Below are 26,957 nucleotides of genomic sequence, written 5' to 3'. Positions count from 1 at the left end.
GGAGCCGTCCATGTCAGAACCGCAGCAGACTGGCGTCGTCGACCGAGGTCGAGCGGCGGGCACGGAAGATGGCCATGATGATGGCCAGGCCGATGACCACCTCGGCGGCGGCGACCACCATGGTGAAGAAGGCGATCACCTGACCGTCGAGATTCGTGTGCAGCCGGGCGAAGGTGACGAACGCCAGGTTCACCGCGTTGAGCATCAGTTCCACGCACATGAACACCACGATCGCGTTGCGCCGCAACAGGACTCCGGACGCGCCGATGGTGAACAACAGGGCGGACAGGAACAGGTAGTTCTCTGGATTCACCGGGTGCCTTCCTCATCGGCGGAATCGGGACGCCGCGCCACCTCGCTCCGGGAACCGTCGTCCGAGTCCACCGACAGGACGGCGGCCTCGGTGAGTGCCCTGGTGCGGCGATGGCGCAGGATCGTGCTGACCGAGAGCTCCTCGAAGGAACCGTCGGGCAGCCGGGCCGGGACGTCGACGGCGTTGTGCCGGGCGTAGACCCCCGGCGTCGGCAACGGGGTAGCGCGGGAGACGCCGTCGCGGAACCGGCTGCGCGCCAGCTCCCGCTGGGTGCGACGCGGGCCGAAGTTCTCGCGATGGGCGAGCAGCATCGCACCGATGGTCGCGGTGATCAGCAGCGCGCCGGTCAACTCGAACGCCCACACGTAGCGCAGGAAAACCAGCTCGGCCAGTTCCGCGATCACATCCCGGCCCGGGAATCCGCCGCCGGGGAACACCACCCCCGACTCGCGGATCCCGATCGCGATCCCGGCGATCAGCAACAACCCGAACCCGACACCGACCACGGCCGCGGCCAGACGCTGGCCCCGGATCGTCTCCCGCAGCGATTCCGCGGAATCCACGCCGACGAGCATCATGACGAACAGGAACAGCATCATCACCGCGCCGGTGTAGACGACGATCTGCACCACGCCCAGGAACAGCGCGTCCTGGGCGATGTACATGACCGCCAACGTGATCATGGTGGCGGCCAGGCAGATCGCCGAATGCACGGCCTTGGCGGCGAACACCATGCCGAGCGCGCCGAGCACGGCCAGCGGCGCGAGGATCCAGAACTGCACGGCCTCACCGGTCGATGTCCTGGTGAGGGTTTCGGCGGCCATGAGCGTGGTCATCGCGCGCCTCCTTCCGCGGCGGCGACGGCGGGCTTCTCCGCGGAACCGTTCGCATGGCCGTTCGCCGCGTGGGCGTTGTCCGTGGAGCCGGGCACCAGGCCGAGGTAGTAGTCGGCCTCGGTGGCCCCCGGCGCCATCGCGTGCGGCGGAGCCTGCATGTCCGGGGCCGGCGGTGCCAGCAGCCGGTCCTTCTCGTAGATGAGCCCGGCGCGGTTGTCGTCGGTGAGTTCGTAGTCGTTGGTCATCGTCAGCGCGCGGGTCGGGCACGCTTCGATGCACAGACCGCAACCGATGCACCGCAGATAGTTGATCTGGTACACGCGTCCGTAGCGTTCGCCGGGGGAGTAGCGCTCCTCGGCGGTGTTGTCGGCGCCCTCGACGTAGATCGCGTCCGCCGGGCAGGCCCACGCGCACAGCTCGCAGCCGATGCACTTCTCCAGACCGTCGGGATGGCGGTTCAATTGGTGCCTGCCGTGATAGCGCGGCGCCGTCGGGACCTTCTCCTCGGGATAGAACTCGGTGTTCGGCTTCTTGAACATCGTGGCCGCGGTGACCACGAACCCGGCGAGCGGCTCGAGCAGCCCACCCTTCGGATCGACACGGTGCGTATCGGCAGGCATCGGCGGCGTCGGGAACCCGAGGAACACCGCGTTGTCCGATGCCGGTTCGTCCGCGGGTGCGGGTGCGGCGCCGGAGCGCTTCCCGGCATGCAGGAATCGGCCGATCATCGCCAATGTGATCACCACGCCGAGCACGACCTGCGCGGTGATCGCCCACTCGTAGCCCTCCGAGCGCAGCAGCCGCGCGCCCGCGACCACCATCACCCACAGCAGCGAGACCGGGATGAGCAGCTGCCAGCCCAGCCGCATGAACTGGTCGTAGCGCAGGCGGGGCAGGGTGCCGCGCAGCCAGACGAACACGAACATGAACGACCACAGCTTGACGGTGAACCACAGCAGACCCCACCAGCCCGCGTCCGCGCCGTCGATCATGTTGAACGGCCACGGGGCGCCCCACCCGCCGAGGAACAGAGTCGTCGCCAGCGCCGAGACGGTGCCCATGTTCACGTATTCGGCGAGCATGAACATCGCGAACTTCAGCGAGGAGTACTCGGTGTGGAAACCGCCGACGAGTTCGCCCTCGGCTTCGGGCAGGTCGAACGGTGCCCGGTTGGTCTCGCCGACCATCGACACGCAGTAGATGAGGAACGAGGGCAGCAGCAGGAACACGAACCAGGTCGGATGCTGCGCGCCGACGATCCCGGAGGTGGCCATGGTGCCCGCGTGCAGGAACACCGCGGCGAAGCACAGTGCCATCGCGATCTCGTAGGAGATCACCTGCGCCGTCGAGCGCAGACCGCCCAGCAATGGGTAGGTGGAACCCGACGCCCAGCCGGCCAGCACGATGCCGTAGACGCCGATGGAGGTGATGGCCAGGACGTAGAGGACACCGACCGGCATGTCGGTCAGCTGCAGCGCGGTGGCGTTGCCCACGACGGACACCTCGCCGCCGAGCGGGATCACCGCGAACGCCATGAACGCGGTGATCACCGAGATGATCGGCGCGAGAAGGTAGATCGGCTTGTCCACGATGGCCGGGATCAGGTCTTCCTTGAACGCCATCTTCACGCCGTCGGCGACCGACTGCAGGGAACCGAACGGGCCGACCCGGTTCGGGCCGATCCGCATCTGCATACGCGCGACGACTTTACGTTCGGCGAGCACCGCGACCAGCGGGATGACGATGACGAACACGAACACGAACACCGCTTTGGCCAGCACCAGCCAGAACGGGTCGTGACCGAACAGTGAGAGATCAGGCATGGTCGTCCTCCCGCGCGCTCGTCGCGGCCGACGCGTTCTCGGCCCGGCGCAGCCGCAGCACGCTGCCCGTCGCGACGGCGAGCTGTTCGTGCAACGCCGAACCGGGGGAGTTCATCGGCACCCACACCACCCGATCGGGCATGTCGGTGATCTGCAGCGGCAGCACGATCGCCCCGCGCTCGCTCGCCGCCTCCACCTGGTCGCCGCTGCCCGCGCCGATCTCGGCGGCCGTCGCGGCCGACAACCGCAGCACCGGCGTGCGGGCCAGGCCCGCCAGGTTCTCCTCGCCGTCCTGCATCCGCCCGCTGTCCAGCAGCATCCGCCAGCTCGCCAGCACCGCCGTGCCGGGGCCGGGACGCGTCGGCGGGTGCGCACGATGCGCCGGGGGCGCGAGGGGCGGACCGTCCCATATGCCGAGTGTGGCGAGTTCGGCACGCGCCGCCGCCGGATCGGGCAGGGCCAACGCCGAACCCATGGCGGCGGCCAGCGCGTGCAGTACCCGCAGATCCGACAGCGGTGCGGCGGTGCGCAGGACCGTCGAATCGCCGAGCACGGTGTCGAACGAGCGCGCCCGCCCCTCCCAGGTGCGGAAGGTGCCCGCCTTCGCGGTCACCGAAGCCACCGGGAACACCACATCGGCACGATCGGTGACCTCGCTGTGGCGCAATTCCAGGCTCACCACGAACGGGGCCCGCTCGAGCGCGGCCCGCGCCGCCGCCGGATCGGGCAGGTCGGCGGGTTCGACACCGCCGACGAGGAGCGCACCGAGCTCCGATGCGGCGTCGAGGATGCCCGCGGTGTCGCGTCCGGTCGCGGTGGGCAGGTCGTCGCACCGCCACAGCGCGCCTACCTGTTCACGGGCCCGCGCGTCACAGGACGGGCGACCGCCGGGCAGCAGACCCGGCATCGCGCCCGCTTCGACCGCGCCGCGCTCGCCCGCCCGCCGCGGCACCCACGCCAGCGCGGCCCCGGTCTCCTCGGACAGGCGCACCGCCGCCGACAACGCACCGGGCACCGTCGCCAGCCGCTCGCCGACCATGATCACCGCGCCCGGTTCGCGCAGCAGCCGTCCGGCGGTGCGCAGAGTCTCGGCGTCGACGCCATCGATCGGCAGATCGAGCAGGGCGTCGGCATGGTGCATGGCGTCGAGCAGGTGCGGTTCCGCGCCGGGCGCGGTCGGCACCAGCGTGCCCGACATCCGCTCCAGGCCGCGTGAGGCGTACGGCGCCAGCGAGATCACCGCACGTCCGCGGCGACGCGCGGCCTTGCGCAGCCGCAGATAGACGATGGGGGATTCCTCTTCCGGCTCGAAACCCGCCAGCAGCACGATCGGCGCGCGTTCGAGGCCGCCGTAATCGACGGTGATGCCCTGTCCGGCGATGCGGGCGGCCAGGAAGTCGGCCTCTTCCGCCGAGTGCGGCCTGGCCCGGAAGTCGATGTCGTTGGTGGCCAGGACGGTGCGGGCGAATTTGGCGTAGGCGTAGGCGTCTTCCTCGGTGACCCGTCCGCCCACCAGGACACCGGCATTGCCGCGGGCGGCGCGCAGGCCGCGGGCGGCCGCCGCGATGGCCTCCGACCACGACACCTGGCGCAGTTCACCGTCGTCGCCGCGCAGCAGTGGGGCGGTGATCCGATCGCGCAGATCCGCGTAGGTGAACGCCCAGCGGCCCTTGTCGCAGTTCCATTCCTCGTTGACGGCGGGATCGTCACCGGCCAGGCGGCGCAGCACCTTTCCGCGCCGGTGATCGGTGCGTTGCGCGCAACCGGAGGCGCAGTGCTCGCACACGCTCGGCGAGGACACCAGGTCGAAGGGCCGGGCGCGGAATCGGTAGCTGGTCCCGGTGAGCGCGCCGACCGGGCAGATCTGCACGGTGTTGCCGGAGAAGTACGACTCGAACGGTTGCGCCTGCGCGGTGCCCACCTGCTCGAGTGCGCCGCGATCCATCAGTTCGATGAACGGATCACCGGCCACCTGCTGGGAGAAGCGGGTGCAGCGGGCGCACAGCACGCAGCGTTCCCGGTCGAGCAGCACCGCGCTCGAGAGCGGAATCGGTTTGGGATAGGTGCGTTTCACGCCTTCGAAGCGGGATTCCGGGCGGCCGGTCGACATCGCCTGGTTCTGCAGTGGGCACTCGCCGCCCTTGTCGCACACCGGGCAGTCGAGCGGGTGGTTGATCAGCAGCAGTTCCATCACGCCCTGCTGCGCGCGTGCGGCGACCGGGGAGCTGAGCTGGGTGCGCACGATCATGCCGTCGGCGACGGTCTGCGTGCAGGAGGCCACCGGCTTGCGCTGCCCTTCGACCTCCACCAGGCATTGCCTGCAGGCGCCGACAGGTTCGAGCAGCGGGTGATCGCAGAAGCGGGGGATCTGGATGCCGATCAGTTCGGCCGCGCGGATCACCAGCGTCCCGGCGGGCACGCTGACCTCGACTCCGTCGATGGTGACGGTGACCAGGTCGGCCGGCGCCAAGTCGCTGGCATTGCTGCTGACGGTGACGGTCATCGAACCCCTCCTGCCTCGGCCCACGCCGTGGCGCGCGCGGGATCGAACGGACAGCCCGCACCGTCGAGATGCGCGGCGTACTCCTCGCGGAAGTGCTTCAGCGAGGACATGATCGGGCTGGCGGCGCCGTCGCCGAGGGCGCAGAACGATTTGCCGAGGATGCTGTCGCTGATGTCGAGCAGCTTGTCGAGGTCGGTGGCGGTGCCTTCGCCGTTCTCGATGCGGCGCAGCAGCTGGACCAGCCAGTAGGTGCCCTCCCGGCACGGGGTGCACTTGCCGCAGGATTCGTGGGCGTAGAACTCCGTCCAGCGCAGCACCGCGCGCACCACGCAGGTCGTCTCGTCGAAGATCTGCAGCGCCTTGGTGCCCAGCATCGATCCGGCCGCCGCCACGCCCTCGTAGTCCAGCGGGACATCCAGGTGTTCGTCGGTGAACAGCGGGGTCGAGGAACCGCCCGGCGTCCAGAATTTGACCCGGTGCCCGGCGCGCACTCCGCCCGCGTAGTCGAGCAGCTCGCGCGGGGTGATGCCCAGCGGCGCCTCGTACTGTCCGGGGCGGGTGACGTGCCCGGACAGCGAATAGAGGGTGAAACCGGGGGACTTCTCGCTGCCCATCGACCGGAACCAGTCGGTGCCGTTGGCGATGATGGCGGGCACGCTGGCGATGGATTCGACATTGTTGACCACCGTCGGGCAGGCGTAGAGACCGGCCACGGCGGGGAACGGCGGACGCAACCGGGGTTGGCCGCGCCTGCCCTCGAGCGAATCGAGCAGCGCGGTCTCCTCACCGCAGATGTAGGCGCCCGCGCCGGCGTGCACGATCAGTTCCAGGTCGAAGCCGGAGCCGAGGATGTCGCGTCCGAGCAGGCCGGTGGCGTAGGCCTGGTCGACAGCGGCGCGCAGGCGGCGCAGCACCGGGACGACCTCGCCGCGCAGGTAGATGAACGCGGTGTTCGCCCGGATTGCGTAGGCCGCGATGATCACGCCCTCGATCAGGGTGTGCGGGGTGGCGAGCATGAGCGGGATGTCTTTGCAGGTGCCGGGTTCGGACTCGTCGGCGTTGACCACCAGGTAGTGCGGTTGGACGGCGCCATCCGGGCCGGGACCCTGCGGGATGAAGCCCCATTTCAGGCCGGTCGGGAAGCCGGCGCCGCCGCGGCCGCGCAGACCCGCGTCCTTGACGGCCTGGATCACTTCGTCGGGCTCCATACGCAGCGCCTTGCGCACGGCGCCGTACCCGTCGCGGCTCAGATAGCTCGCCAAGGTCCACGCCTGCGGGTCGTCCCAGTGCGCGCTCAGGACGGGGGCCAGTGGCGTGCTCATCGCGATCCCTCCGCATCCGGTCGCGGGGCGCTGTCCGGTCGGGGCGCGCTCATGCCACGCTCGCGAGCCACGTCGAGCCCGGCCAGGGTGGCCTTGCCCGCCTCGCCGTCGAGTGCGCCGGGCCGCTCGTCGGGGAAGCCGGCCAGGATGCGGGCGGTCTCGCGGAAGGTGCACAGCGGGGCGCCGCGGCTGGGCCGGACCTGCTCGCCCGAGCGCAGCGCGTCGACGAGTGCGCGCGCCGACTCCGGGGTCTGGTTGTCGAAGAACTCCCAGTTGACCATCACCACCGGCGCGTAGTCGCAGGCCGCGTTGCATTCGATGTGTTCGAGGGTGACCGCGCCGTCGGGAGTGGTCTCGCCCGGCGCGACCCCGAGATGCGCGGTCAGGTCCGCGAGGATGGCGTCGCCGCCGAGCACCGCGCACAGCGTGTTCGTGCACACGCCGACGTGATAATCGCCGGTGGGGGTGCGCCGGTACATGGAGTAGAAGGTCGCGACCGCGGTGACCTCCGCGCCGGTCAGATCCAGTTGCGCGGCACAGAATTCGATGCCGGTTCCGGTCACGTAACCGTCCTCGGACTGCACCAGGTGCAACAGCGGCAGCAGCGCCGAGCGCGGATGCGGGTAGCGGGCGATGATGTCCTTGGCGTCCAGCTCGAGGCGCTGGCGCACGGCGGGCGGATACGGCTCCGGGCGCGTGGTCAGTTGCAGGAGAATCGGTTCGGACTGTCGGTCGCTCATCGGTCGACACCACCCATCACCGGGTCGATGCTCGCGACCGCGGCGATCACGTCGGCGACCATGCCGCCCTCGCACATCGCCGCCACCGCTTGCAGATTCGTGAACGAAGGGTCGCGATAGTGCACCCGGTACGGCCGGGTGCCGCCGTCGCTGACCATGTGCACCCCGAGCTCGCCGCGCGGGGACTCCACCGCCACGTACACCTGGCCCGGGGGCACCCTGATGCCCTCGGTGACCAGCTTGAAGTGGTGGATCAGGCCCTCCATGGAGCTGCCCATGATGCGGCCGATGTGGGCGGGGGAGTTGCCGAGACCGTCGGCGCCGAGCTGCAGATCGGCGGGCCAGGCGATCTTCTTGTCGTCGACCATCACCGGGCCGGGACGCAACTTGTCCAGGCACTGCTCGACGATCTTGAGCGACTCCTTCATCTCCTCCACGCGGATCAGGTAGCGCCCGTAGCAGTCGCAGCCGGTGGTGACGGGGATGTCGAACTCGTAGTTCTCGTAGCCGCAATAGGGTTGGCTCTTGCGCAGATCGTGCGGCAGCCCGGTGGAACGCAGGACCGGGCCGGTGACGCCGAGCGCCATGCAGCCGGTCAGATCGAGATAGCCGACGTCCTGGGTGCGGGCTTTGAAGATCGGGTTCTCGGTCAGCAGGTGTTCCATGTCGCGCAACCGCTTCGGCATGATGCCGAGCAGTTCGCGGACCTTGGTGACGCCGTCGTCGGGCAGATCCTGGGCCAATCCGCCGGGGCGGATGTAGGCGTGGTTCATCCGCAGGCCGGTGATGACCTCGAACACGTCGAGGATCAGTTCGCGCTCGCGGAAGCCGAACAGCATGGGGGTCAGCGCGCCCAGCTCCATGCCGCCGGTGGCCAGCGCGACCATGTGCGAGGAGATGCGGTTGAGCTCCATCAGCAGTACCCGGATCACGCTGGCGCGTTCGGGGATCTGTTCGGTGATGTCGAGCAGGCGTTCCACTCCGAGGCAGTAGGCGGTCTCGTTGTAGAACGGTGAGAGGTAGTCCATGCGGGTCACGAAGGTGACGCCCTGGGTCCAGTTGCGGAACTCGAGGTTCTTCTCGATGCCGGTGTGCAGATAGCCGATGCCGCAGCGGGCCTCGACCACCGTCTCGCCCTCGATCTCCAGGATCAACCGCAGCACCCCGTGCGTGGAGGGATGTTGCGGGCCCATGTTGACGACGATGCGTTCTTCGCGCGCGTCGCCCAGCGTTTCGGTGACGGTGTCCCAGTCCCGGCCGGAGACGGTGACGATGGTTTCGCCGTGCTCGGTATCGGGATCGATCGGCTGTGCCTGGCCCGCGGCGCGGTCGCGCCCGGGCCGGATGTCGGTGTCCTTCACTAGCTGTACGCCCTCCGCTCGTCGGGCGGCGGGATGCGCGCGCCCTTGTATTCGACCGGGATCCCGCCGAGCGGGTAGTCCTTGCGCTGGGGGTGGCCACGCCAGTCGTCGGGCATGGCGATGCGGGTCAGCGACGGGTGACCGTCGAAGACGATGCCGAAGAAGTCGTAGGTCTCGCGCTCGTGCCAGTCCGTGGTGGGGTACACCGCGAACAGCGAGGGGACGTGCGGGTCGGCGTCGGGGGCGCAGGTCTCCAGGCGCAGTGTGCGGTTGTGGGTGATCGAACGCAGCTGATAGGCCGCGTGCAGCTCCCGGCCGGCGTCCTCGGGATAGTGCACGCCGTTCACGCCGAGGCAGAGTTCGAATCGCAGGGCCGGATCGTCGCGCAGCGCGCGGGCGACGGGCTCGAGATGCTCGCGGCGTACGTGCAGGGTCAGTTCGCCGCGGAACACCACGACTTTCTCCACTGCCTCGGCGAAGCCGGCCCCCTCTCCGCCGAGCGCGACGATCAGCGAGTCGACGATCTCGTCGAAGTAGCCGCCGTAGGGCGGCGGGGTACTGCCCGGCAGCAGGACCGGCCGGACCAGACGCCCGTAGCCGGAGGTGTCGCCGGAGTCGCGGATGCCGAACATGCCACGCCGGACACCGATCACCTCCGCGCTGCGGGCCTCGGATTCGGTTGGCGGAATGGTGGATTCGGGGCCGACGCCGGGGTCGGGGATGTTCGCGTTCGTTCCGGAGTCCGCCGGGTTTCCCGAGGTGGCGTTGTCGGAGACGTCGAAGGTCATCGCAGCAGCCCCTCCATCCGGATGGTGGGTGTGGCCGCGAGCGCGGCCCGCTCGGCGGCGCGCACCGCCTCCTCCCGGTTCACGCCCATCGGGGTGTTCGCGATCTTCTCGTGCAGCGCCAGAATCGCGTTCAGCAGCATCTCCGGGCGCGGCGGGCAGCCGGGCAGGTAGATGTCGACGGGGACGACGTGGTCGACGCCCTGCACCACCGCGTAGTTGTTGAACATGCCGCCCGAGGACGCGCACACCCCCATGGCGAGCACCCATTTGGGTTCGGCCATCTGGTCGTAGACCTGACGCAGCACCGGCGCCATCTTCTGGCTGACCCGCCCGGCCACGATCATCAGATCGGCCTGCCGGGGCGAGGCGCGGAAGGCCTCCATGCCGAAGCGCGCGAGATCGTAACGGCCTGCGCCGGTGGCCATCATCTCGATGGCGCAGCAGGCCAGGCCGAAGGTGGCGGGCCAGAGCGAGCCCTTGCGTAGGTATCCGGCGAAATCTTCTACCGTGCTCAGCAGGAATCCGCTGGGCAGTTTGTCCTCGAGACCCATATCCGACTGACACTCACTTCCACTGTGCGGGCGAACTCCGGCGGCGATCAGTCCCAGCTGAGCCCGCCGCGACGCCATTCGTAGGCGTAGGCGATCGAGACGTTGACGATGAACAACGCCATGGCGGCGAGACCGAACAGACCCAGCGCGTCGAAATGCACGGCCCACGGGTAGAGGAAAACGATCTCGATGTCGAAGATGATGAACAGCATCGCGGTCAGGTAGTACTTCACCGGAAACCGTTGTCCGGCAGCGTCTCCCGGTCCGCCCGCCACGGCGTGCGGGGTCGGGTCGATGCCGCATTCGTAGGCTTCCAGTTTGGCCCGGTTGTAGCGCTTGGGGCCGAGCAGTGCCGAGAGCAGGACCGAGAAGATCGCGAAAGCCGCGGCCAGCGCGCCGAGTACGAGGGTGGGGGTTTCCAGGTTCACGAGCGTTTCCCCTCCTTGTGAGCCGAGGCTCCTCGCTTCGGTTGGACGATCGAGCGGTTGGACGACCGAGCGGCGTACGGGCGTCCGGGGCTGGTGGGCAGAGTCCATCGCGACGGGGCGATCATTCGACTACCCGGTCATTTGTGAGCTAGAGCACAGATTACAACTGTCGCGCGGGCGCTATGACCGAATACGGCGGGGGTTTTGATCGAATTCGCGACTGCGATTCATGACCGAAACGGCGGTAATCGAACCTGGTGGGGCAGGCGGGGCCGGAGCGCCACGAGCGCCGTGCGGCACGACAAAGCCGGCCACCCCCGGGGCGGCTCAGTCATTTGTGATGGATATGAATCAGGCGGCGTGGCGGTTGCGCAGCAGCTCGACCACCGACTCGGTCAGACGCAGCGGGTCGATGGGGTGGGCGACCGCGGCCTCGGCGCGCGACCACTTGGCCAGCCAGGCGTCGTCCGGGCGACCGGTGAGGACGAGAATCGGCGGGCACTGGCTCAACTCGTCCTTGAGCTGCTTGGCGATGCCGAGCCCGCCCGCGGGAGCCGCCTCGCCGTCGAGAATCGCCAGAGCGATCCCGCCCGCGTCCAGTTGCTCGATCACCGACGGCGCGGTCGCGACCTCGAGGAATTCGAGCTCGGGTAGGTCGGGATGCGGGCGAGTGCCCACGGCCAGCACCACCTGACGCCGGGTGTCGGCATCGTTGCTGTAGACCAGAACCCGCAGTGCGGTACCTCGCGTCTCGTCGGCCACGGGGGAATGGTACGTCCGGGAACGGTTCAGCCGCCGCAACTTCCACGGGATCTGTTGTGCCGGTGCGGTTTGCGAGGCACGGCGCGGGCGGCTGCGCCACGCCACCCCCGTCGTGCCGACCGGCTCGCCGACTCCTGCCGGGGCACGTTCTCGGTGCCGGTCGGCCCCGTGCTGGTCGGGGTGGGGCGGGAACTGCACTATCATTTCCCGCGGCAGTTCCGGTGGGAGAAGAACCGGCCCACCCTGTTCGGGTTGTCGACCGTCGTCGACGAGGGGGCGCTGATATTGGTTCTCGTCGGCAACACCACACTCGTGCTCAACGGCCCGATGCGTGCGGTGTTCCGTCTTCGGCGGCTCCGGGACGGTCGGTTGCGGTGAACACCCAGGTCGAGGTGCTGGCCGGCACGCATCTGGTCGCGCGGACGGCGGGGGCGGTGCTGGTGGTGGCGCATCGGGAATCCGGGCCGCCGGACGACGACTCGATCGCGGCCCGCACGATGACCTCGCTGCTCGACATCGTGCGCGAGGTGAGCGTCGGCGCGACCGCCCGCCGGGGCCGCGCGGTGGCACGGCTGGCGACGACCTGGCTGATGTCGATGCCGGAGGGCTCGGAGGAAGAAGCGGAATTCGGGATCGTCACCCCCGACGGCCGCAGCGTCGCGGTGCTGCTGCACGGCGGCATCACCGCCGTGCTCGCCGACGGCGTGCGCATCGAAGTGCTGCGCGGGCGCGATGCGGGCTTCACCGTCGACCGGCTGGTGTCGCCCGCGCCCGCGGTGGGCGTCGGGTTGTTCGTCGACGACGATTCCGGGCACACCGCATCCGCGCTGCCCAGCCGCGGGGTGTTCGCCCTGAACGAGGGCATCACGCCGGGATCGGGTGCGGTGCTGTGGCGGGGGGAGAAGACCGAACCTGCGACGGCGCGAGCGCGGGCAGCGGACCCCGAGGGCGTTTCCGCCGATGCCGCGACCATCGACCTGCGCAAACGTGGGAGCGGGCGAGGTGACAGCGAGCCGGGGACTCGGATCGGGCCGACCGACTCCGGCGAGCGCCGGCAGGCCCGTCCGGTCCCGCGACCCCTCGACAACCCGCAGGCGCGCGCTGCCGACCCCGAGAACGCGGAACTCCGCGAGTCCGAACCCGGGACGCCGGCGCCTGACCGCGCCGGGCATCCCGAACGGGAGCCGACCGAACGGGAAGGACCGCGGCGGGCCGTGCGTGACTCGACGTCCGCGGATTCCGGGCCGAGTGCGATCGATCCCGATCTGGCGGAAACGCTCGCACCGGCCTCGGGCCGCGAGCGCGTGGCCGCCGCGCAACCGCCCGGCGATCGTGGACCGGCGGCGGTGGTCAAGGGCGTCGAGTGCGCCCGCGGTCACCTCAACGATCCGCGGGTGTCGTGCTGCGCGGTATGCGGTATCCGCCTGGACCCGCGCACCGACGTGCTCGTCGACGGTGTCCGCCCACCCCTGGGCGTGCTCGTCCTCGACGACGGCACCTCCTACGTGCTCGACTCCGACTGCGTACTCGGCCGCGAACCCGAGCACGCCGGCGCGGTGAGCCGCGGCGCCCGGCCGATCCGGTTGCCCGACCGCTCCGGCGGGATGTCGCGGGTACACGCCGAGATCCGGCTCGTGGACTGGGATGTGACCGTGATCGACCGCGGTTCGGCCAACGGCACGCACATCCTGCAGCCCAGCCGACCGGACTGGGTCCGTGCCGCGCCCGGCCACCAGGTCGTCCTGCGGCCCGGCGCCCAGGTGCTGATCGGTGGCCGGACCTTCGGTTTCGACTCCCCGCACGGGCGGCGCTGAACCGGTCTCCCGACCGCTGTCCGGCCGCCCGCGCCACCGGCCCGGTGGCTTCAATCCGGCAGCAGCGGGACCGATATCCCCTCACCTCGGTTGATCAGTGCGGCGCGGGTGACAGCCGACGAGCCGAAGCGGCGACGCAGATCGTCGAGCGTCCGATCGAGGGTGCTGTCGGCGCGGTCCGCGAGCGGCAGGACCAACTGCCGGGGGTCGGCGTCGGCGAGACCGGTCAACGCCAGGCCGACGAGTGTGAGGCCCCGCTCCCGGATCAGCGGCACGGCATCGGCGAGCAGCCCGCGCGCCACACCCAGCAGGATCGCGGTGTCGTCGGTGGGGGAGAGCATGGTGCGCGAGCGGGTGGCGCGCGAGAAGTCGTCGAAACGCAAGCGCAGCACCACGGTTCGCGACACCCGGTCGGCGGCGCGCAGACGCCTGCCCAGTCGGTCGACGAGGCCGTGCAGGTAGGAGTCGATCTCTTCGGGCTCGCGGTGGCGGCGGCCGAGGGCGCGCTGCGCGCCGATCGATCGGCGCCGCTTTCCGGTTTCGACGCGGCGAGGGTCGCGGGCCATCGCCAGCGCGGACAGATGGCGGGCGGCGGCGGGTCCGAGGATACCGCGCAATCCGTCCGCCCCGAGCTCGGCGAGCTGCCCGATCCTCGTGATGCCGTGTTCGTGCAGGGTCCGGGCGGTCACCTCGCCCACACCCCAGAGCCGCTCCACCGGCAGCGGATGCAGGAATTCGAGTTCGCGTTCGGGTTCGACCAGCCGCAGCCCGTCCGGTTTGGCGACCGCGGAGGCCACCTTGGCGAGAAACCTGGTGCGTGCGATGCCGACCGAGATGGGCAGGCCGACTTCGTGACGGATGCGGGCACGCAGCCCGCGCGCGATGTCGACGGGCTCACCCGAAATCCGGCGCAGCCCGGCCACATCGAGGAACGCCTCGTCGATGGAGATGCCCTCCACCAGCGGAGTCACATCACCGAACACCTCGAACACGGCCTTGCCGGCCGCCGCGTAGGCGCTCATGCGCGGCGGCACCACGACGGCGTGCGGACACAGCCGCAGCGCCCGTGCCCCGTTCATCGGGGTGCGCACGCCGAACGCCTTCGCCTCGTAGGAGGCGGCGAGCACGACTCCGCCGCCGACGATCACCGGCCGCCCACGCAGGCTCGGATCGTCACGCTGTTCGACCGAGGCGTAGAAGGAGTCCAGGTCGGCGTGCAGGATCGAGGCGTCGCGGCGAACCTCGCGCTCACCCATCGCCGACGACGGCGGCGGCACGAGGCGCTGTTCGGATTCGGACACGAACCCATGCTCGCACGCGGGTCCGACATACTCGCGAGAGTCGCCGGTCCGGCCGAGCTACCCACCCCGATCACCCGGCGGTGTGTCCCGGCGAATCGTGAGCAATGTGACCACCGGGCGCCCCGGTCGAGGGGTATCGCGGCCTTGGGGAGTTGACTCGACCTTGTCCGGAGGATGCTCAGACCTGTGAAGGAGAACCGATCATGCGTGGTGTCGTGCTGCACGCTCCCGGCGACGTGCGAGTGGAAGAGCGAGAGGATCCGACGATCGTCGAGCCGACCGACGCGATCATCCGCATCGCCGCGACCTGCATCTGCGGGTCCGATCTGTGGCCCTATCGCGGGATCGAGAAGGTCGACGGCCCGTCGCCGATGGGACACGAGTACGTCGGTGTCGTCGAGGAGATCGGCTCGGAGGTCAGCGCGGTGCGGGTCGGCGACTTCGTGGTCGGCTCGTTCTTCGCCTCCGACAACACCTGTGAGATCTGCCGGGCCGGCTATCAGAGCCGCTGCGTCCATGCGGTGGGTATGGGCTCGATCGGCACCCAGGCCGAGCGGGCGCGTGTGCCGCTCGCCGACGGCACCCTCGTGCCGGTGCCGGGCGGTGAACCCGCACCCGAGCTGATCCCGCACCTGCTCGCCGCGTCGGACGTGCTGGGGACCGGATGGTTCGGCGCCGTGGCGGCCGAAGCGGGGCCGGGCAAGACGGTCGCGGTCGTCGGTGACGGCGCGGTCGGCCTGTCGGCGGTGCTGGCCGCCGCCCGTCTCGGTGCCGACCGCATCATCGCGATGAGCCGCCATGCCGATCGCCAGGCGCTGGCCCGCAGATTCGGGGCCACCGACATCGTCGAGGAACGCGGCAAGGCGGGCGTGGCGCGGATCAAGGAGCTGACCGGAGGACTCGGCGCGCACTCGGTGATCGAGGCCGTCGGCACCCAGGAGTCGATGCAGCAGGCGATCCGATCGACCCGTCCGGGCGGGCACGTGGGTTACGTCGGCGTCGCCCACGACGTGCAACTCGACGGCATGCAATTGTTCTTCTCCGGCGTCCACCTGCACGGCGGTCCTGCCCCCGTACGCCGCTTCCTGCCCGAGCTGATCGACCTCGTCGTCGCCGGCGCCATCCACCCCGGCGACGTCTTCGATCTCACCCTTCCGCTGGACGAGGCGGCCGAGGGCTATCGGGCGATGGACGAGCGCCGCGCGACCAAAGTCCTGCTCACCGTCTGACACCCGGAGGTCCGCCCGCCACCACCACACCGCGACGTCCGGCGACACGCGTGAAACGCCGCGGTTCGCTCACTCGTGCAGCCCGGCGCACCGGCTAGGCTGCCGACACGCCCTGCTGGGGTGCGCACATTCGATCCCGTTCTCGTTCTGCCGATGCGAAAGCGCCGTGATCATGACCGATGAGCACCCCGGGGCCCTGTCCGTCCGCACGGCCTTCTCCGCCACGCTCGCCTCGGCCCTGGCCGCGCTGACCCTGGTCTCGCCCGCCCCGGCCGCGGCCGTCGTCGACAACGCCGCCTGTGGTGCACCGCTGAGCTCGGCGAGCGTGACGGAGATCGGCGAGCTCTCCGACACCTCCGACATATCCGACGAAGCGACCGGGCCCGCGCTCGGCCGCTTGGAGACCGCGATCGAGCGGCATCGGCGTATCACCGAGATCCTGGTCGAGCATCGGGATCGGCGCGGACTGCTGGCGTTGGGGCTCGACGCCGTCGAGCGGTCCGCGGTACTGCCGCTGCAACGCGATCCGGCCGCGTTCGACGACCCGGAATGGGCCCACCGGATCAGCCTCGATCTGCTGCTGCGTTTCCTGCGCAATGTGCACGCCGAATTCACCGGCGCGCCGACCGATCCGCAGTGGGCCCACTACTTCGCCCTCACCCGCCGCTGCGAACTGTCCGCGGCCCGGGTGGCGATGGCCGGATACAACGCCCACCTCACCGTCGACCTGGCCGAGGCCGTGGCCGCCACCCGCGCCACCCCCGCGAACGCGGTCGACTACTTCCGCATCGTCGACGCCATCGCCACCGACGGGTTCCTCATCGTCGACCTCACGAAGGCGATCTACGGCGGCGACCTCGGCCCGCTGTGGCGGTTCTATTTCCTCGGCGAGGGGCTCGACGCGGTCGTGGGTGCGGGGGAGGCGAGCGGGCCGTTGCTGCGCGTGGCCGACGCGGGAGCCAACGTGGTCATCTTCGGAAACGGTCTGGCCCTGCAGGATCCAGCTCTGCGGCCCGCCGTTCGCGCCGAGATCGATGCCTTGTGGCGCACCGCCGACGACGCCTTCGAAATCCTCTCCGGCCGCGGACTTCTCTGAACTGCGCGCAGTCGAACTCCGGCAACGGTGTCAGGCATCGGCGAGGCAGGGGGGGTGTTTCATCTGATGCAATACGCAGCTTAGTTGACATAATGTAGATTATCGGCGCGACAACGGGATCGGCAGAAGGGGTTCGATTGCGTTGCCCGCCCGATGGTTTCCGTGCCGGACCCTCCGTGTCGCGCACCCTCACGTCCGTCGACCCCGCCCTGGCCCCACGCCGGCTCGTCGGCGCGCCCGAACGTCGCTTGTGCCGTATCCCGTCGCCTCATGCGCCCTGCGGTCGGTTCGGGTCGGGCGCGCCCGAATCGCCTGTACGCCAAGCCATTTTCACCGGAAAATTTCCGGTGCGTGGTTCCACGTCTCGAGACGGCCTGTTCGGCGGCCCGCATGCGCTCGGTCGACCACTCCCCTCGGCTCCCCCTGGCAACCCTTTCAAACGTCACGTGACGATTATTGGGTGGTCGATCCCTTTGTCGGCCCGCACTTTTCGCAGCCGATACTGCCGCGGTGGCTCGCGGACCCGACCTGCGGCCCGCGATCTTCGTGGGCGTTCCGGGGCTCCGTAATTCGCTCACCTGCGGGGTGATCGTCACGAATCCGGCCGTGGCGAGCGCGGCGAACCGGTGCCGGAGTGTTCGAGGAAGGCCGGTTCCATGAAGCCGTGCACGTCGAGGACCATCGGCAGCGGTCGTTCCGCGCCGGGCGGGATGTTCTGGATGTAGGTGCCTGTCTCGGTCCCGGCTGTGCAGTTCCGGGTGGATTCGCCGGCGGTGGGGCGCCGGCCGGGTGCGGCGGCGGCGTCGGGTCGGGCCTGGGCTGTCGTATCGATGGCGGTAATGAGAAAATGAGACGAATTGGCCGGAAGTCTCTCTTGTGGGTGTGGATCCGGCGGTAGCCTGAGCGCAGGACCGTGGAAGGTGGCGCGAAGAACCATGAGCACCGAAACCATCGCTCGACAGTGCACGCTGTGCGAAGCGCATTGCGGGATCCTGGTGACTGTAGAAGACACACAGGTGACGCGGATCGAAGGCAACCCCCACGATGTGCTGTCGAAGGGCTACATCTGCCCCAAAGCCACGGCGATGGCCGGCCTGCATCACGACCCCGATCGATTGCGCACCCCGGTCAAACGGGTCGGTGACGAGTTCGTCCCGATCGGCTGGGACGCGGCCTTCGCCGAGGTGGGGCGGCGGCTGCGGGCGGTGCGCGCCGAACACGGGCCGCATGCGATCGCGATGTATCTGGGCAATCCGGCGGCGCACAGTTCCTCGGTGCTCTACGGCGTGCTGCTGCGCATCGCGTTGCTGACGCGCAACTTCTACACCGCCTCGTCCATGGACCAGTTCCCGCAGGAGTTCGCGGCCTGGCAGATGTACGGATCGAACCTGCTGATGCCGGTGGCCGATATCGACCGCACCGACCGGCTGGTGGTCCTCGGCGCCAATCCGGCCGTGTCCAACGGCTCGGTGACCACCATGCCCGGCGCCAAGCAGCGGATCAAAGCGGTGCGTGAGCGCGGCGGCGCGGTGGTCGTGATCGACCCGCGGCGCACCGAGACCGCGCGCCTGGCCGACGAGCACGTGGCTGTCGCGCCGGGCGGGGATGTGTACCTGCTGCTGGCCGTGCTGCACGTGCTGGTGACCGAGAGGCTGTGCGACGAGCGCGCGGTGCGCCGGTTGTGTTCGGGCTGGGACGAACTGCGGGCGTTGGTGGCCGAGGTGACCCCGGAGGCGATGGCCGGGCCCGCGGGTGTGGACGCCGAGACGATCCGGCGGCTGGCGCGCGAGCATGCGGCGGCGCGTTCGGCGGTGCTCTACGCCCGGGTCGGGGTGTGCCAGCAGGTGACCGGGACGCTGACGCACTGGCTGGTGAACACGATCAACGCGGTGACCGGAAACCTGGATCGGCCGGGCGGGCAGATGTATGCCACTCCCCCGGTCGATCCGTTGCCCTTCGCGCGATTCCTCGGTGTGGGGCACGGGGGCTGGACCGACCGGTCGGGGGCCTACAAGTCCTTCCGCGGCGAGCTGCCGGTGGCGGCGCTGGCCGAGGAGATCCTCACCGAGGGGCCGCAGCGGGTGCGGGCGATGGTCACCTATGCCGGGAATCCGGTGCTGTCCACGGCGCAGGGCGGGCGGCTGACGCCGGCGCTGGAATCGCTGGATTTCCATGTGGCGGTGGACATGTACATCACCGAGACGACCCGGCATGCCGACATCATCCTGCCGCCGGTGTCACAGCTCGAGCGCGAGGATCTCAACATCCTGTTCCCGGTGTTCAGTGTGCGCAATAACGTGCGCTTCGATGCGCGGGTGTTCGAACCGGCTGCCGAGGGGCTCGAGGACTGGCAGATTCTGGCGCGGCTGGTGACCGAGGTGCTGCCGCTGCCGGTGCGTCCGGTCGTCGGGCGGGCGGTGAACGCGGTGTTCGGGGTGGCTTCCCCGCTGCGGTTGACCGCGCTGGCGATGGCGACCGGTCCTTACGGCGTGTTGCGGCGCGGCCGCAAGGGGGTGACGGTGGCGAAGGTGCGGCATTCGGCCGGCGGTATCGATCTGGGTCCGCTGCGACCACGGTTGCGGTCGATCATCGCGACGAAGGACCGGAAGGTGCATGTGGCGCCGGAGGAATTCGTGCGCGCGGCCAGGGAGCTGGTCGACGAGGCGGTGGCGGGGCGGGCGTTGACGGCGGCGCCGGACGGTTTCGATCTGAAGTTGATCGGTCGTCGTCACCTGCGCAGCAACAACTCCTGGCTGCACAATCTGCCGTCGATGGTGAAGGGGCGTGTTCGCTGCACCGCGTTGATGCATCCCGAGGATGCGCGGGCGCGCGGGCTCGCCGATGGTGATCTGGTGGAGGTCGTCTCCGCTACCGGGTCAATCGTGGTGGCTCTGGAGGTCAGTGACGAGATCCGTGCCGGTGCGGTCGCGGTTCCGCACGGGTGGGGGCATCGTGAGCCCGGTGTGGGGTGGTCGGTGGCGGCGTCGTTGCCGGGGGCGAATGCGAATCTGCTGCCGGATCCGGCGCTGGTGGATCCGTTTTCGGGGACCTCGGCGGTGAACAGCACGTGGGTGCGGGTCACCGCTGCGCGGGTCGAGGAGGATGCGGAGTCCGGTGCGCAGGTGTCGACGGGGAATCCGGTGTAGGTCACGCGGTATTTCCGGGCGGACCCGGCCGCGTCCTGGGCCGGGTTCAGCGTCGGACGTGGGAGTAGATCAGTCGCTTGTACTGGGTGAGCAGGTCGTCGAGGGAGGTGCCGTCGCCGCCGCCCGCGGCGATCTGCTGGTAGCCGACGAGCATGGACATGCCCAGTGAGGTGACCACGGTGGCGGTGTGGTCGTCGCCGATGACGCCGATGACGGCTTTGTGGACGGTGCGGCGGCGGGATTCGTCGACGCGTTTGAGGGCGAGGTTCACCGATTCGTCATTGCCCGCCCAGGCGCGGATGGCGGCTTCGGCGGCGTGGTGCAGGCCGAGGGCGAGGTCGGCCATGGCGGCGACGTCGTCGTCGGGGTTGCCCTGGTTGAAGTTGCGCTCGCGCAGCTGCAGGATCTGGCGGTTCTCCCAGTGCTCGAGCAGGGCGTCGACGAAGCCCTGCCAGCTGCCGAAGTGGTGGTAGAACGAGCCGCTGGTGACGCCGAGCTGTCGGCACAGGACGCCGATGTTGAGCCCTTTGAATCCGAGTTCGGCCAGCACCTCGAGAGCGGTGTGGAAGTACTGCTCCTTGGTGACGACTCGTGACATGCGGGTGCCATTCCGTTCGTTCGGGCGGGATGAGGGGAGCTGGTCGAAGGCTACCGTATCGGTGGCGCCACCGGTCGTGAATCCTGTAGTGCGCGTGCGCAACCCCGCACACTTCCGGCCCCCCGAATAACAGAGCAAGCGCTCTGTTATGGTTTCGCTCATGCCACGCCCCCGGGTACACGACCCCGACGTCGTGCTCGACGCCGCCGAAGCGCTCGCCGCGCGCTCGGGTCCGGCGGCGGTGACGGTGCGCGCGGTGGCCGCGGTGACCGGAATGTCCAACGGCGCGCTCTATCACACCTTCGGATCCCGGGCGGGTCTGCTGGGGCGCGCCTGGTTGCGGGCCGCGCACCGGTTCCTGGAACTGCAACGTGAACTCGCCGGCGGCGCGGGCAGCGATCCCGTCGAGGCGATCGTCGCGGCCGCCGAGGCGCCATGCGTGTTCGCCGAGCGCTTCCCCGCCTCCGCGCGATTGGTGCTCACCGTCTCGCGCGACGAACTGCTCGGCGCCGAGCTGCCCGCGGACCTCGCCGCCCGGATCGCCGCCACCGAACGGCAATTGATCGACCTGCTGATCGAGCTGTCGATGCGCCGCTGGGGGCGGCGTGATCGGCGCGCGGTCGAGGTGCTGACCAGCTGCCTGGTCGATCTGCCGACCGCGCTGCTGCTGCGTCGCGACCGCTGGGCCGATCCGCTGGCACGCGAACACCTGCGCGCCGCGGTCCGCGCGATCCTGGCCATCCCTGTTCCCGATATCACCCCACCGGAAAGGCAAACCCTGTGACCAGCCTCGATATTCGCGACTCCATCGCCGTGCTGAACCTCGGCGACGACGAGAACCGCTTCTCCCCCACATTCCTCGAGGAGGTGAACGCCCACCTCGACACGGTGCTCGCCGAGGGTGCGCACGCGCTGGTGACGACGGCGACCGGCAAGTTCTTCTCCAACGGCCTGGATCTGGAGTGGCTGGGCGCCAACGCCGACCGCATGCAGTGGTATGTCGGGCAGGTGCAGGCGCTGCTGGCGCGGGTGCTGACCTTCCCGCTGCCGACCGCGGCGGCGGTCAACGGTCACGCGTTCGGCGCAGGCGCCATGCTCGCCATCGCCCACGACTTCCGGGCCATGCGCGCCGACCGCGGCTTCTTCTGCTTCCCCGAGGTCGACATCCGCATCCCGTTCCCGCCCGGCATGGCGGCGCTGATCCAGGCGAAGCTGACCCCGAGGGCGCAGGTCGCGTCCATGACCACGGGACGCCGTTTCGGTGGCGCCGACGCCGAGTCGACGGGACTGGTGGACGCCGCCGTCGCCGAGGACCAGCTGCTCGAGGTGGCGCTGGGATACGTGCGCCCCTTGGGCAGCAAGGATTCCGGCACGCTCGCCGCGATCAAGAACACCATGTTCGCCGGCGCGGTCACGGCCCTGACCACCCCGTGAGCCGGGAGCTCGGACGGTAGGTTGGTGGCTGCAGCGGGCCCGCACCGTGGCGGGTCGTAGCGAGGAGGTCAGCTCATGTCCGATGCCGCCACCCTGGAACGCCGGGGTCAGGTCGCCGTCATCACGCTCAACCGGCCCGAGGCCATGAACGCCGTCGACTCGGCACTGTCGAGCGCGGTGGGCGCCGCGCTCGAAGAACTGGCCGGCGATCCCGAGCTGCGGGTCGGGGTGATCACCGGAGCCGGGCGCGCGTTCTGCGCGGGCGCGGATCTCAAGGCGCTCGCGCAGGGCCGCGATATCGGTGACCCGCAGCATCCGGAGTACGGATTCGCGGGGCTGGTGCAGCATTTCGTCGACAAGCCGCTGATCGCGGCGGTCAACGGGTTCGCCCTCGGCGGCGGCACCGAGATCGTGCTGGCCTGCGATGTGGCGGTGATGAGCGAGGAGGCGAAGCTCGGCCTGCCGGAGGTCAAGCGCGGGCTGGTCGCGGCGGCGGGCGGTCTGCTGCGGCTGCCGCGTCAGATCCCGCAGAAGGTCGCCCTGGAGATGGCGTTGACCGGCACGCCGATCGACGCCGCGACCGCTGTGCAGTGGGGTCTGGTCAATCGGGTGGTTCCCGCCGATCGCGTGCTGCCGGAGGCGTTGGAACTGGCCGAGACCATCGCGGCGAACGCGCCGCTGGCGGTGCGCGCCTCCAAACGGATCATCCATCGGGCCGCGGCTTTCGGTTCCGACTGGGATCAGCCGATCTGGCAGATGAACACCGAACAGACCATCCCGGTGTTCATGAGCAAGGATGCCGCCGAAGGACCGCGCGCGTTCGCCGAGAAGCGTGCGCCGCAGTGGCGGGGCGAATGAGCGGGCCGCCGCGCCGGATCTACTGCGGCGCGGCGTAGACCACGAGCGTGTTATCGGGGTGCTCGGCGACGTGGAAGGCGGTGTAGGCGTATTCGCGCACGTCGCCGCCGCTGTGGCGCAAGCGTTTGCGTCCTCCGTGCCCAGCGCAGCGGGCATTTCATCACCACCGCCTCCACCGCCGCCTATCGCGTGGTGCCGAACATGGCGGTGTACGCGGGCACGAAAGTCGCGGTGCGCGCGATCTGCGAGGGACTGCGTCAGGAAGCCGGTGACTGCCTGCGCGTGACGACGGTGTCTCCCGGAATGGTCCGCACTCCCTTCGTCGAGGCGTCGAGCAACCCCGAGGTGCGTGCCGCGATCAAACGGACCAGCGACAGCATCGGCCTGCCCGCCCGGGCGATCGCCGAGGCCATCGCCTTCGCCATCGATCGGCCCGGCACGGTGGATGTGAGCGAACTCGTCGTCCGGCCCACCGCGCAGAGCTGACACCAGCCATATCGCTATTTGCTGCCGATATGCTGATGGCATGGCGCCCGCGCCGATGCTGGCCACCGCTGGGACCCCGCCCGCCGATCCGAGCGGGTGGGGGTTCGAGATGAAATGGGACGGCATGCGCGCCGTCGCCGACACCACCTCCGGGGAATGCGTCCTCTACAGCCGTAACGCCAAGCAGGTGACGACCTCCTTCCCCGAGATCGCCGCCGCGGTGACCGAACGGGTCGCGGCCGAGGGCGCGGTGCTCGACGGGGAGATCATCGCCCCCGGCGGCGAGCACGGTGCGCCGTCGTTCTCCCGGTTGCAGCGGCGCATGCACGTGCGGGTGCCCTCCGCCCAGCTCATTCGTGAGGTGCCGGTCCTCTACATGATCTTCGACCTGCTCGTCCTCGACGGCCGTCCGACCGTCGGACTGTCCTATGCCGACCGCCGCGCGCTGCTGGACCGGCTGGATCTGACTCATCCGCCGTTGCAGCTGTCCCCGGTGTGGACCGATGTCGACCCCGGACTGTTGGTCGCCGACGCCGCCGATCACGGCCTCGAGGGCATCGTCGCCAAACGTCTCGACTCCCCGTACCGGCCCGGCGCGCGCAGCAGCGCCTGGATCAAGATGCCGCTGCGCAGAACCACCGAAGCGGTGATCGCCGGATGGTTGCCGGGGCAGGGTTCGGTGCGTGGTTCGTTCGGTTCGCTGATTCTGGGCGCCTATGACGCGCAGGGGCGGCTGGTGCACATCGGCAATGTCGGCACGGGTTGGAAACAGCACGAGCGCGCTCGGCTGCGTGCCCGCCTCGACGAGATTCCGCGGGCCGATTCCCCGTTCGACCTGCCCGTGCCGCGTGCTGTCGCGGTCGCCGCGCACTGGGTGCGGCCCGAGCTCGTCGCCGATATCGAATATCGGGAGGCCACCTCCGAAGGGCTGCGGCATCCGAGCTGGCGGGGTTTGCGCATCGACAAGGAACCCGGCGAGGTCCACACGCCGAGCTGAGCCGAGGCTGCTCCGCGCCGGCAGCCGGAGCCGGCGGTGGACGATTACCCGCGACATGCCGACGTCGGCGACATCGCGATGCGACCGCAGCATGGGATGGCGGCGAATCCGACGCCGCAGAGTCCGGTCGCAGACCCGGTGCGCCGACCGGCGTCGGCGCAGGGCGATCCAGGTAGCCTCGAGGGAGACAGGGCAGTCCGATCGCATCGGAGAGGGAGCGGCGCCATGACCGATGCGCCGGCGGCGCCGAAGGCCGCATGGTATGAGCGAATACGCGCTCGGGGCGAGCTGATCTTCCTCGTCGCCAGTGTGGCAGCTCTGGTGGCGGGCGGTGTCGCGTGGCTGGCGGATGCCCGCGACGTCGCCGACGCCTGCTGGATCGCGGGCACCGTGGTCGCTGTTGTGCCGGCCGTATGGTGGGTGATCGACGCGCTGCGGCACGGCCGGGTCGGGGTCGACCTGATCGCGGTGCTCTCCTTGCTCGGCACCTTGCTGGTCGGCGAGTACGTCGCAGGCGCGCTGATCGGTGTCATGCTCGCCTCCGGGCAGGCCCTCGACGCGGCCGCGCAACGCCGCGCCACCAAGGATCTGCGGTCCCTGCTCGAGCGTGCTCCGCGCACGGCTCGCCGGCGAGTCGGCGACGAGTTGGAAGTGGTGCCGCTGGCCGAGGTCGTTGTCGGTGACATCGTGGTCGTCGGACCGGGCGAGGTGGTCCCGGTCGACGGCTGGCTCACCTCCGAGCTCGCGGTGCTCGACGAATCCGTGCTCACCGGTGAGCCGATGCATGTGCAGCGCCGGACCGGGGAGGCGATACGCAGCGGCGTCGTCGACGCCGGTGGGGCTTTCGAGATGCATGCGAGCGCCACTGCCGAGGACAGCACCTACGCCGGTATCGTGCGCCTGGCCCGCGAGGCCGCCGCCGAGAGCGCCCCGGTGGTGCGGATCGCCGACCGGGTCGCGGCCTGGTTCCTGCCCTTGGCGCTGGTCATGGCCGGGCTCGCGTGGCTGTTGAGCGGCTCGGCCACCCGTGCGGTCGCTGTTCTCGTGGTGGCGACCCCGTGCCCGCTGCTGCTCGCGGCGCCGGTCGCGATCGTGTCGGGACTGTCGCGGGCTTCGCGCTTGGGCGTGGTGATCCGCAGCGGCGGCGCGCTCGAGAATCTCGGGCACGCGACGACGCTGGTGATGGACAAGACCGGCACGCTCACCAGTGGTCGTCCCACCAGTGCCGATATCGTCACCGCCCCCGGCGGCGACGCCACCGAAGTGCTGCGGTTGGCCGCTTCCGCCGATCAGCTCTCCCCGCACGTGCTCGCCGCGGCCATCGTGCAGGAGGCGAAGATGCGCGGGCTGGCGCTGTCGATGCCCACCGACGTCGACGAGCAGGCCGGTACCGGTGTGTCCGCCACCGTCGACGGCCGTCGGGTCACTGTCGGCACGCTGACCCTGCCCGCCGACGCGCCGGGATGGGCGCGGGCGGTGCAGAGCCGTGCCGCCCTCGACGGTGCGGTGGTCGCGTGGATCACGGTGGCCGGGGATCTCGCGGGCGCCCTGCTGTTCGTGGACCCGTTGCGGCGCGACGCCTCCCGCACGCTGCGCCGGTTGCGCTCGGCGGGGCTGAACCGGCTGGTCATGCTCACCGGTGACCGGCGCGAGCCCGCGGAGGAGATCGGGTCCGTCCTCGGTCTGGACCAGGTCTATGCCGAGCAGTCCCCGGCCGACAAGGTCGCGGGCGTGCGCGCCGAGCGGGAGTCCGCGGTGACGGTGATGGTCGGCGACGGCGTGAACGACGCGCCCGCGCTCGCCGCCGCGACCGTCGGCGTCGCCATGGGCGCCCGCGGGTCGACGGCGAGTTCGGAGAGCGCGGACATCGTGCTCACCAGCGACCGGCTCGACCCGCTCGCCGACGCGATGGAGATCGCTCGCCGCTCACGTCGCATCGCCGTGCAGAGCGCCACTGTCGGCATGGGACTGTCGCTGATCGCGATGGGATTCGCCGCGTTCGGGTATCTGCCTCCGGCGGTCGGCGCGCTGCTGCAGGAGGGCATCGATGTCGCGGTCATCCTCAACGCCCTGCGTGCGTTGCGCGGTGACCGAGCCCGTGAGCTGAATCTGCCCGAGGACACCGAGATCATGCTGCACAGGTTCTCCGCCGAACACGACGAGCTGCGCGACGAGCTGTCGATCCTGCGCGAGACCGCCCAATTGCTCGCCGCCGGTGACCTCGTCGCCGCGCATGCGGCGCTGCGCCGCACCGACGCGTTTCTGTTCGACACGCTGCTGCCGCACGAACACGCCGAGGACAGTGAGCTCTACCCCGCCTTGGCGGTGCCGCTCGGTGGTGGGGAGGCGACCGCGACGATGAGCCGCATGCATGCCGAGATCGATCGGCTCAGCCGTCGGCTGCGCGCGCATCTCGCGCAGGCCGATGCGGCGGGCGGTCTGCGGGCCGACCAATGTGACGACCTGCTCGCCGCCCTGTACGGGCTGTATGCGCTGCTGAAACTGCACTTCGTGCAGGAGGAGGAGAACTATTTCACGCTGGCGCCGGAGAGCGAAGGCGCCGGTTAGCCG

Annotated in this window: 25 protein-coding genes; 11 read left to right on the top strand and 14 right to left on the bottom strand. The window is 69.9% G+C overall.

Features of this window, described 5'->3' with window-relative positions:
* Window positions 1–13 precede the first annotated feature (13 nt).
* From nuoK to ON26_RS14405, 11 genes are all read right to left on the bottom strand, one after another.
* Window positions 14–313, bottom strand: a complete 300-nt coding sequence (gene nuoK / locus ON26_RS14455; RefSeq protein WP_040796620.1) for an NADH-quinone oxidoreductase subunit NuoK — start codon at window positions 311–313, stop codon at window positions 14–16.
* Entirely contained in the window at window positions 310–1,149 is an 840-nt protein-coding gene (locus tag ON26_RS14450) for an NADH-quinone oxidoreductase subunit J (protein ID WP_040796619.1), read from the bottom strand. Before ON26_RS14450 ends, nuoK begins: the two co-directional genes overlap by 4 nt.
* The gene (gene nuoH, locus ON26_RS14445; protein WP_040796618.1) at window positions 1,146–2,972 is read right to left on the bottom strand and encodes an NADH-quinone oxidoreductase subunit NuoH; all 1,827 of its coding nucleotides are present in this window, start codon (window positions 2,970–2,972) and stop codon (window positions 1,146–1,148) included. Before nuoH ends, ON26_RS14450 begins: the two co-directional genes overlap by 4 nt.
* Window positions 2,965–5,475 carry an NADH-quinone oxidoreductase subunit G gene (locus ON26_RS14440; RefSeq protein WP_051027071.1) on the bottom strand — a complete coding sequence of 837 codons (2,511 nt, stop codon included), beginning with the start codon at window positions 5,473–5,475 and terminating at the stop codon, window positions 2,965–2,967. Before ON26_RS14440 ends, nuoH begins: the two co-directional genes overlap by 8 nt.
* Window positions 5,472–6,797, bottom strand: coding sequence for an NADH-quinone oxidoreductase subunit NuoF (nuoF, locus tag ON26_RS14435; protein WP_040796617.1), 1,326 nt, complete (start codon window positions 6,795–6,797; stop codon window positions 5,472–5,474). Before nuoF ends, ON26_RS14440 begins: the two co-directional genes overlap by 4 nt.
* A complete protein-coding gene (nuoE, locus tag ON26_RS14430) occupies window positions 6,794–7,537 on the bottom strand; it encodes an NADH-quinone oxidoreductase subunit NuoE (RefSeq protein ID WP_040796616.1) in 744 nt (247 codons plus the stop codon). The genes nuoF and nuoE overlap by 4 nt, the downstream gene beginning before the upstream one ends.
* Complete coding sequence (locus tag ON26_RS14425; protein WP_040796664.1) at window positions 7,534–8,841, bottom strand: NADH dehydrogenase (quinone) subunit D; 1,308 nt, start codon at window positions 8,839–8,841, stop codon at window positions 7,534–7,536. The genes nuoE and ON26_RS14425 overlap by 4 nt, the downstream gene beginning before the upstream one ends.
* A gap of 56 nt (window positions 8,842–8,897) precedes the next feature.
* Complete coding sequence (locus ON26_RS14420) at window positions 8,898–9,686, bottom strand: NADH-quinone oxidoreductase subunit C (RefSeq protein WP_083884082.1); 789 nt, start codon at window positions 9,684–9,686, stop codon at window positions 8,898–8,900.
* Window positions 9,683–10,237, bottom strand: coding sequence for a NuoB/complex I 20 kDa subunit family protein (locus ON26_RS14415; protein ID WP_040796615.1), 555 nt, complete (start codon window positions 10,235–10,237; stop codon window positions 9,683–9,685). Before ON26_RS14415 ends, ON26_RS14420 begins: the two co-directional genes overlap by 4 nt.
* Window positions 10,238–10,284: 47 nt before the next feature.
* A complete protein-coding gene (locus ON26_RS14410) occupies window positions 10,285–10,665 on the bottom strand; it encodes an NADH-quinone oxidoreductase subunit A (RefSeq protein ID WP_040796614.1) in 381 nt (126 codons plus the stop codon).
* Window positions 10,666–11,016: 351 nt separating this feature from the next.
* Window positions 11,017–11,427 carry an Rv3143 family two-component system response regulator gene (locus ON26_RS14405; protein ID WP_040796613.1) on the bottom strand — a complete coding sequence of 137 codons (411 nt, stop codon included), beginning with the start codon at window positions 11,425–11,427 and terminating at the stop codon, window positions 11,017–11,019.
* A 153-nt stretch (window positions 11,428–11,580) separates the two neighbouring features.
* On the opposite strand from ON26_RS14405, the gene ON26_RS14400 reads away from it, so the two are divergent.
* Window positions 11,581–11,805, top strand: a complete 225-nt coding sequence (locus ON26_RS14400) for a hypothetical protein (protein ID WP_051027070.1) — start codon at window positions 11,581–11,583, stop codon at window positions 11,803–11,805.
* Window positions 11,802–13,241, top strand: coding sequence for an FHA domain-containing protein (locus ON26_RS14395; protein ID WP_051027069.1), 1,440 nt, complete (start codon window positions 11,802–11,804; stop codon window positions 13,239–13,241). Before ON26_RS14400 ends, ON26_RS14395 begins: the two co-directional genes overlap by 4 nt.
* Before the next feature lie 50 nt (window positions 13,242–13,291).
* Here the strand turns inward: ON26_RS14395 and dinB are convergent, their stop codons facing one another.
* The gene (gene dinB / locus ON26_RS14390; RefSeq protein ID WP_040796660.1) at window positions 13,292–14,497 is read right to left on the bottom strand and encodes a DNA polymerase IV; all 1,206 of its coding nucleotides are present in this window, start codon (window positions 14,495–14,497) and stop codon (window positions 13,292–13,294) included.
* A gap of 248 nt (window positions 14,498–14,745) precedes the next feature.
* Here dinB and ON26_RS14385 point away from each other — a divergent pair, with 248 nt between their 5' ends.
* Window positions 14,746–15,771: a zinc-dependent alcohol dehydrogenase family protein gene (locus ON26_RS14385; protein ID WP_040796612.1), complete on the top strand. Its 1,026-nt coding sequence runs from the start codon at window positions 14,746–14,748 to the stop codon at window positions 15,769–15,771.
* Window positions 15,772–15,943: 172 nt separating this feature from the next.
* Window positions 15,944–16,867, top strand: a complete 924-nt coding sequence (locus ON26_RS14380) for a DUF5995 family protein (RefSeq protein WP_040796659.1) — start codon at window positions 15,944–15,946, stop codon at window positions 16,865–16,867.
* A gap of 592 nt (window positions 16,868–17,459) precedes the next feature.
* On the opposite strand, the gene ON26_RS33400 is transcribed toward ON26_RS14380, so the two are convergent.
* A complete protein-coding gene (locus ON26_RS33400) occupies window positions 17,460–17,819 on the bottom strand; it encodes a hypothetical protein (RefSeq protein ID WP_157171898.1) in 360 nt (119 codons plus the stop codon).
* On the opposite strand from ON26_RS33400, the gene ON26_RS14375 reads away from it, so the two are divergent.
* A complete protein-coding gene (locus ON26_RS14375) occupies window positions 17,803–20,013 on the top strand; it encodes a molybdopterin oxidoreductase family protein (RefSeq protein ID WP_040796611.1) in 2,211 nt (736 codons plus the stop codon). The two genes, ON26_RS33400 and ON26_RS14375, sit on opposite strands and share 17 nt — an antisense overlap.
* 46 nt (window positions 20,014–20,059) lie before the next feature.
* On the opposite strand, the gene ON26_RS14370 is transcribed toward ON26_RS14375, so the two are convergent.
* Window positions 20,060–20,611, bottom strand: coding sequence for a TetR/AcrR family transcriptional regulator (locus tag ON26_RS14370; protein WP_040796610.1), 552 nt, complete (start codon window positions 20,609–20,611; stop codon window positions 20,060–20,062).
* A 160-nt stretch (window positions 20,612–20,771) separates the two neighbouring features.
* Between ON26_RS14370 and ON26_RS14365 the strand changes: the two genes are divergently transcribed.
* The 6 genes from ON26_RS14365 (at window position 20,772) to ON26_RS14340 (ending at window position 26,954) form a co-directional block, all read left to right on the top strand.
* Window positions 20,772–21,395 (top strand): TetR family transcriptional regulator, encoded by a 624-nt coding sequence (locus ON26_RS14365; protein WP_040796658.1) that lies wholly within the window; start codon window positions 20,772–20,774, stop codon window positions 21,393–21,395.
* The gene (locus ON26_RS14360; RefSeq protein ID WP_040796609.1) at window positions 21,392–22,045 is read left to right on the top strand and encodes an enoyl-CoA hydratase-related protein; all 654 of its coding nucleotides are present in this window, start codon (window positions 21,392–21,394) and stop codon (window positions 22,043–22,045) included. The genes ON26_RS14365 and ON26_RS14360 overlap by 4 nt, the downstream gene beginning before the upstream one ends.
* Window positions 22,046–22,120: 75 nt before the next feature.
* Window positions 22,121–22,903, top strand: coding sequence for a crotonase/enoyl-CoA hydratase family protein (locus ON26_RS14355; protein ID WP_040796608.1), 783 nt, complete (start codon window positions 22,121–22,123; stop codon window positions 22,901–22,903).
* Between the two features lie 90 nt (window positions 22,904–22,993).
* Entirely contained in the window at window positions 22,994–23,389 is a 396-nt protein-coding gene (locus tag ON26_RS14350) for an SDR family oxidoreductase (RefSeq protein ID WP_083884081.1), read from the top strand.
* Window positions 23,390–23,429: 40 nt separating this feature from the next.
* The gene (gene ligD / locus ON26_RS14345) at window positions 23,430–24,386 is read left to right on the top strand and encodes a non-homologous end-joining DNA ligase (RefSeq protein ID WP_040796607.1); all 957 of its coding nucleotides are present in this window, start codon (window positions 23,430–23,432) and stop codon (window positions 24,384–24,386) included.
* A 225-nt stretch (window positions 24,387–24,611) separates the two neighbouring features.
* Entirely contained in the window at window positions 24,612–26,954 is a 2,343-nt protein-coding gene (locus ON26_RS14340; RefSeq protein ID WP_040796606.1) for a heavy metal translocating P-type ATPase, read from the top strand.
* Window positions 26,955–26,957: the final 3 nt, after the last annotated feature.

It is taken from the genome of Nocardia higoensis NBRC 100133, assembly GCF_000308595.1.
GTDB classification, from domain to species: domain Bacteria; phylum Actinomycetota; class Actinomycetes; order Mycobacteriales; family Mycobacteriaceae; genus Nocardia; species Nocardia higoensis.
The sequence above is the reverse complement of the archived record's forward strand: the minus strand, read 5'-3'. Positions and strand labels throughout refer to the sequence as shown.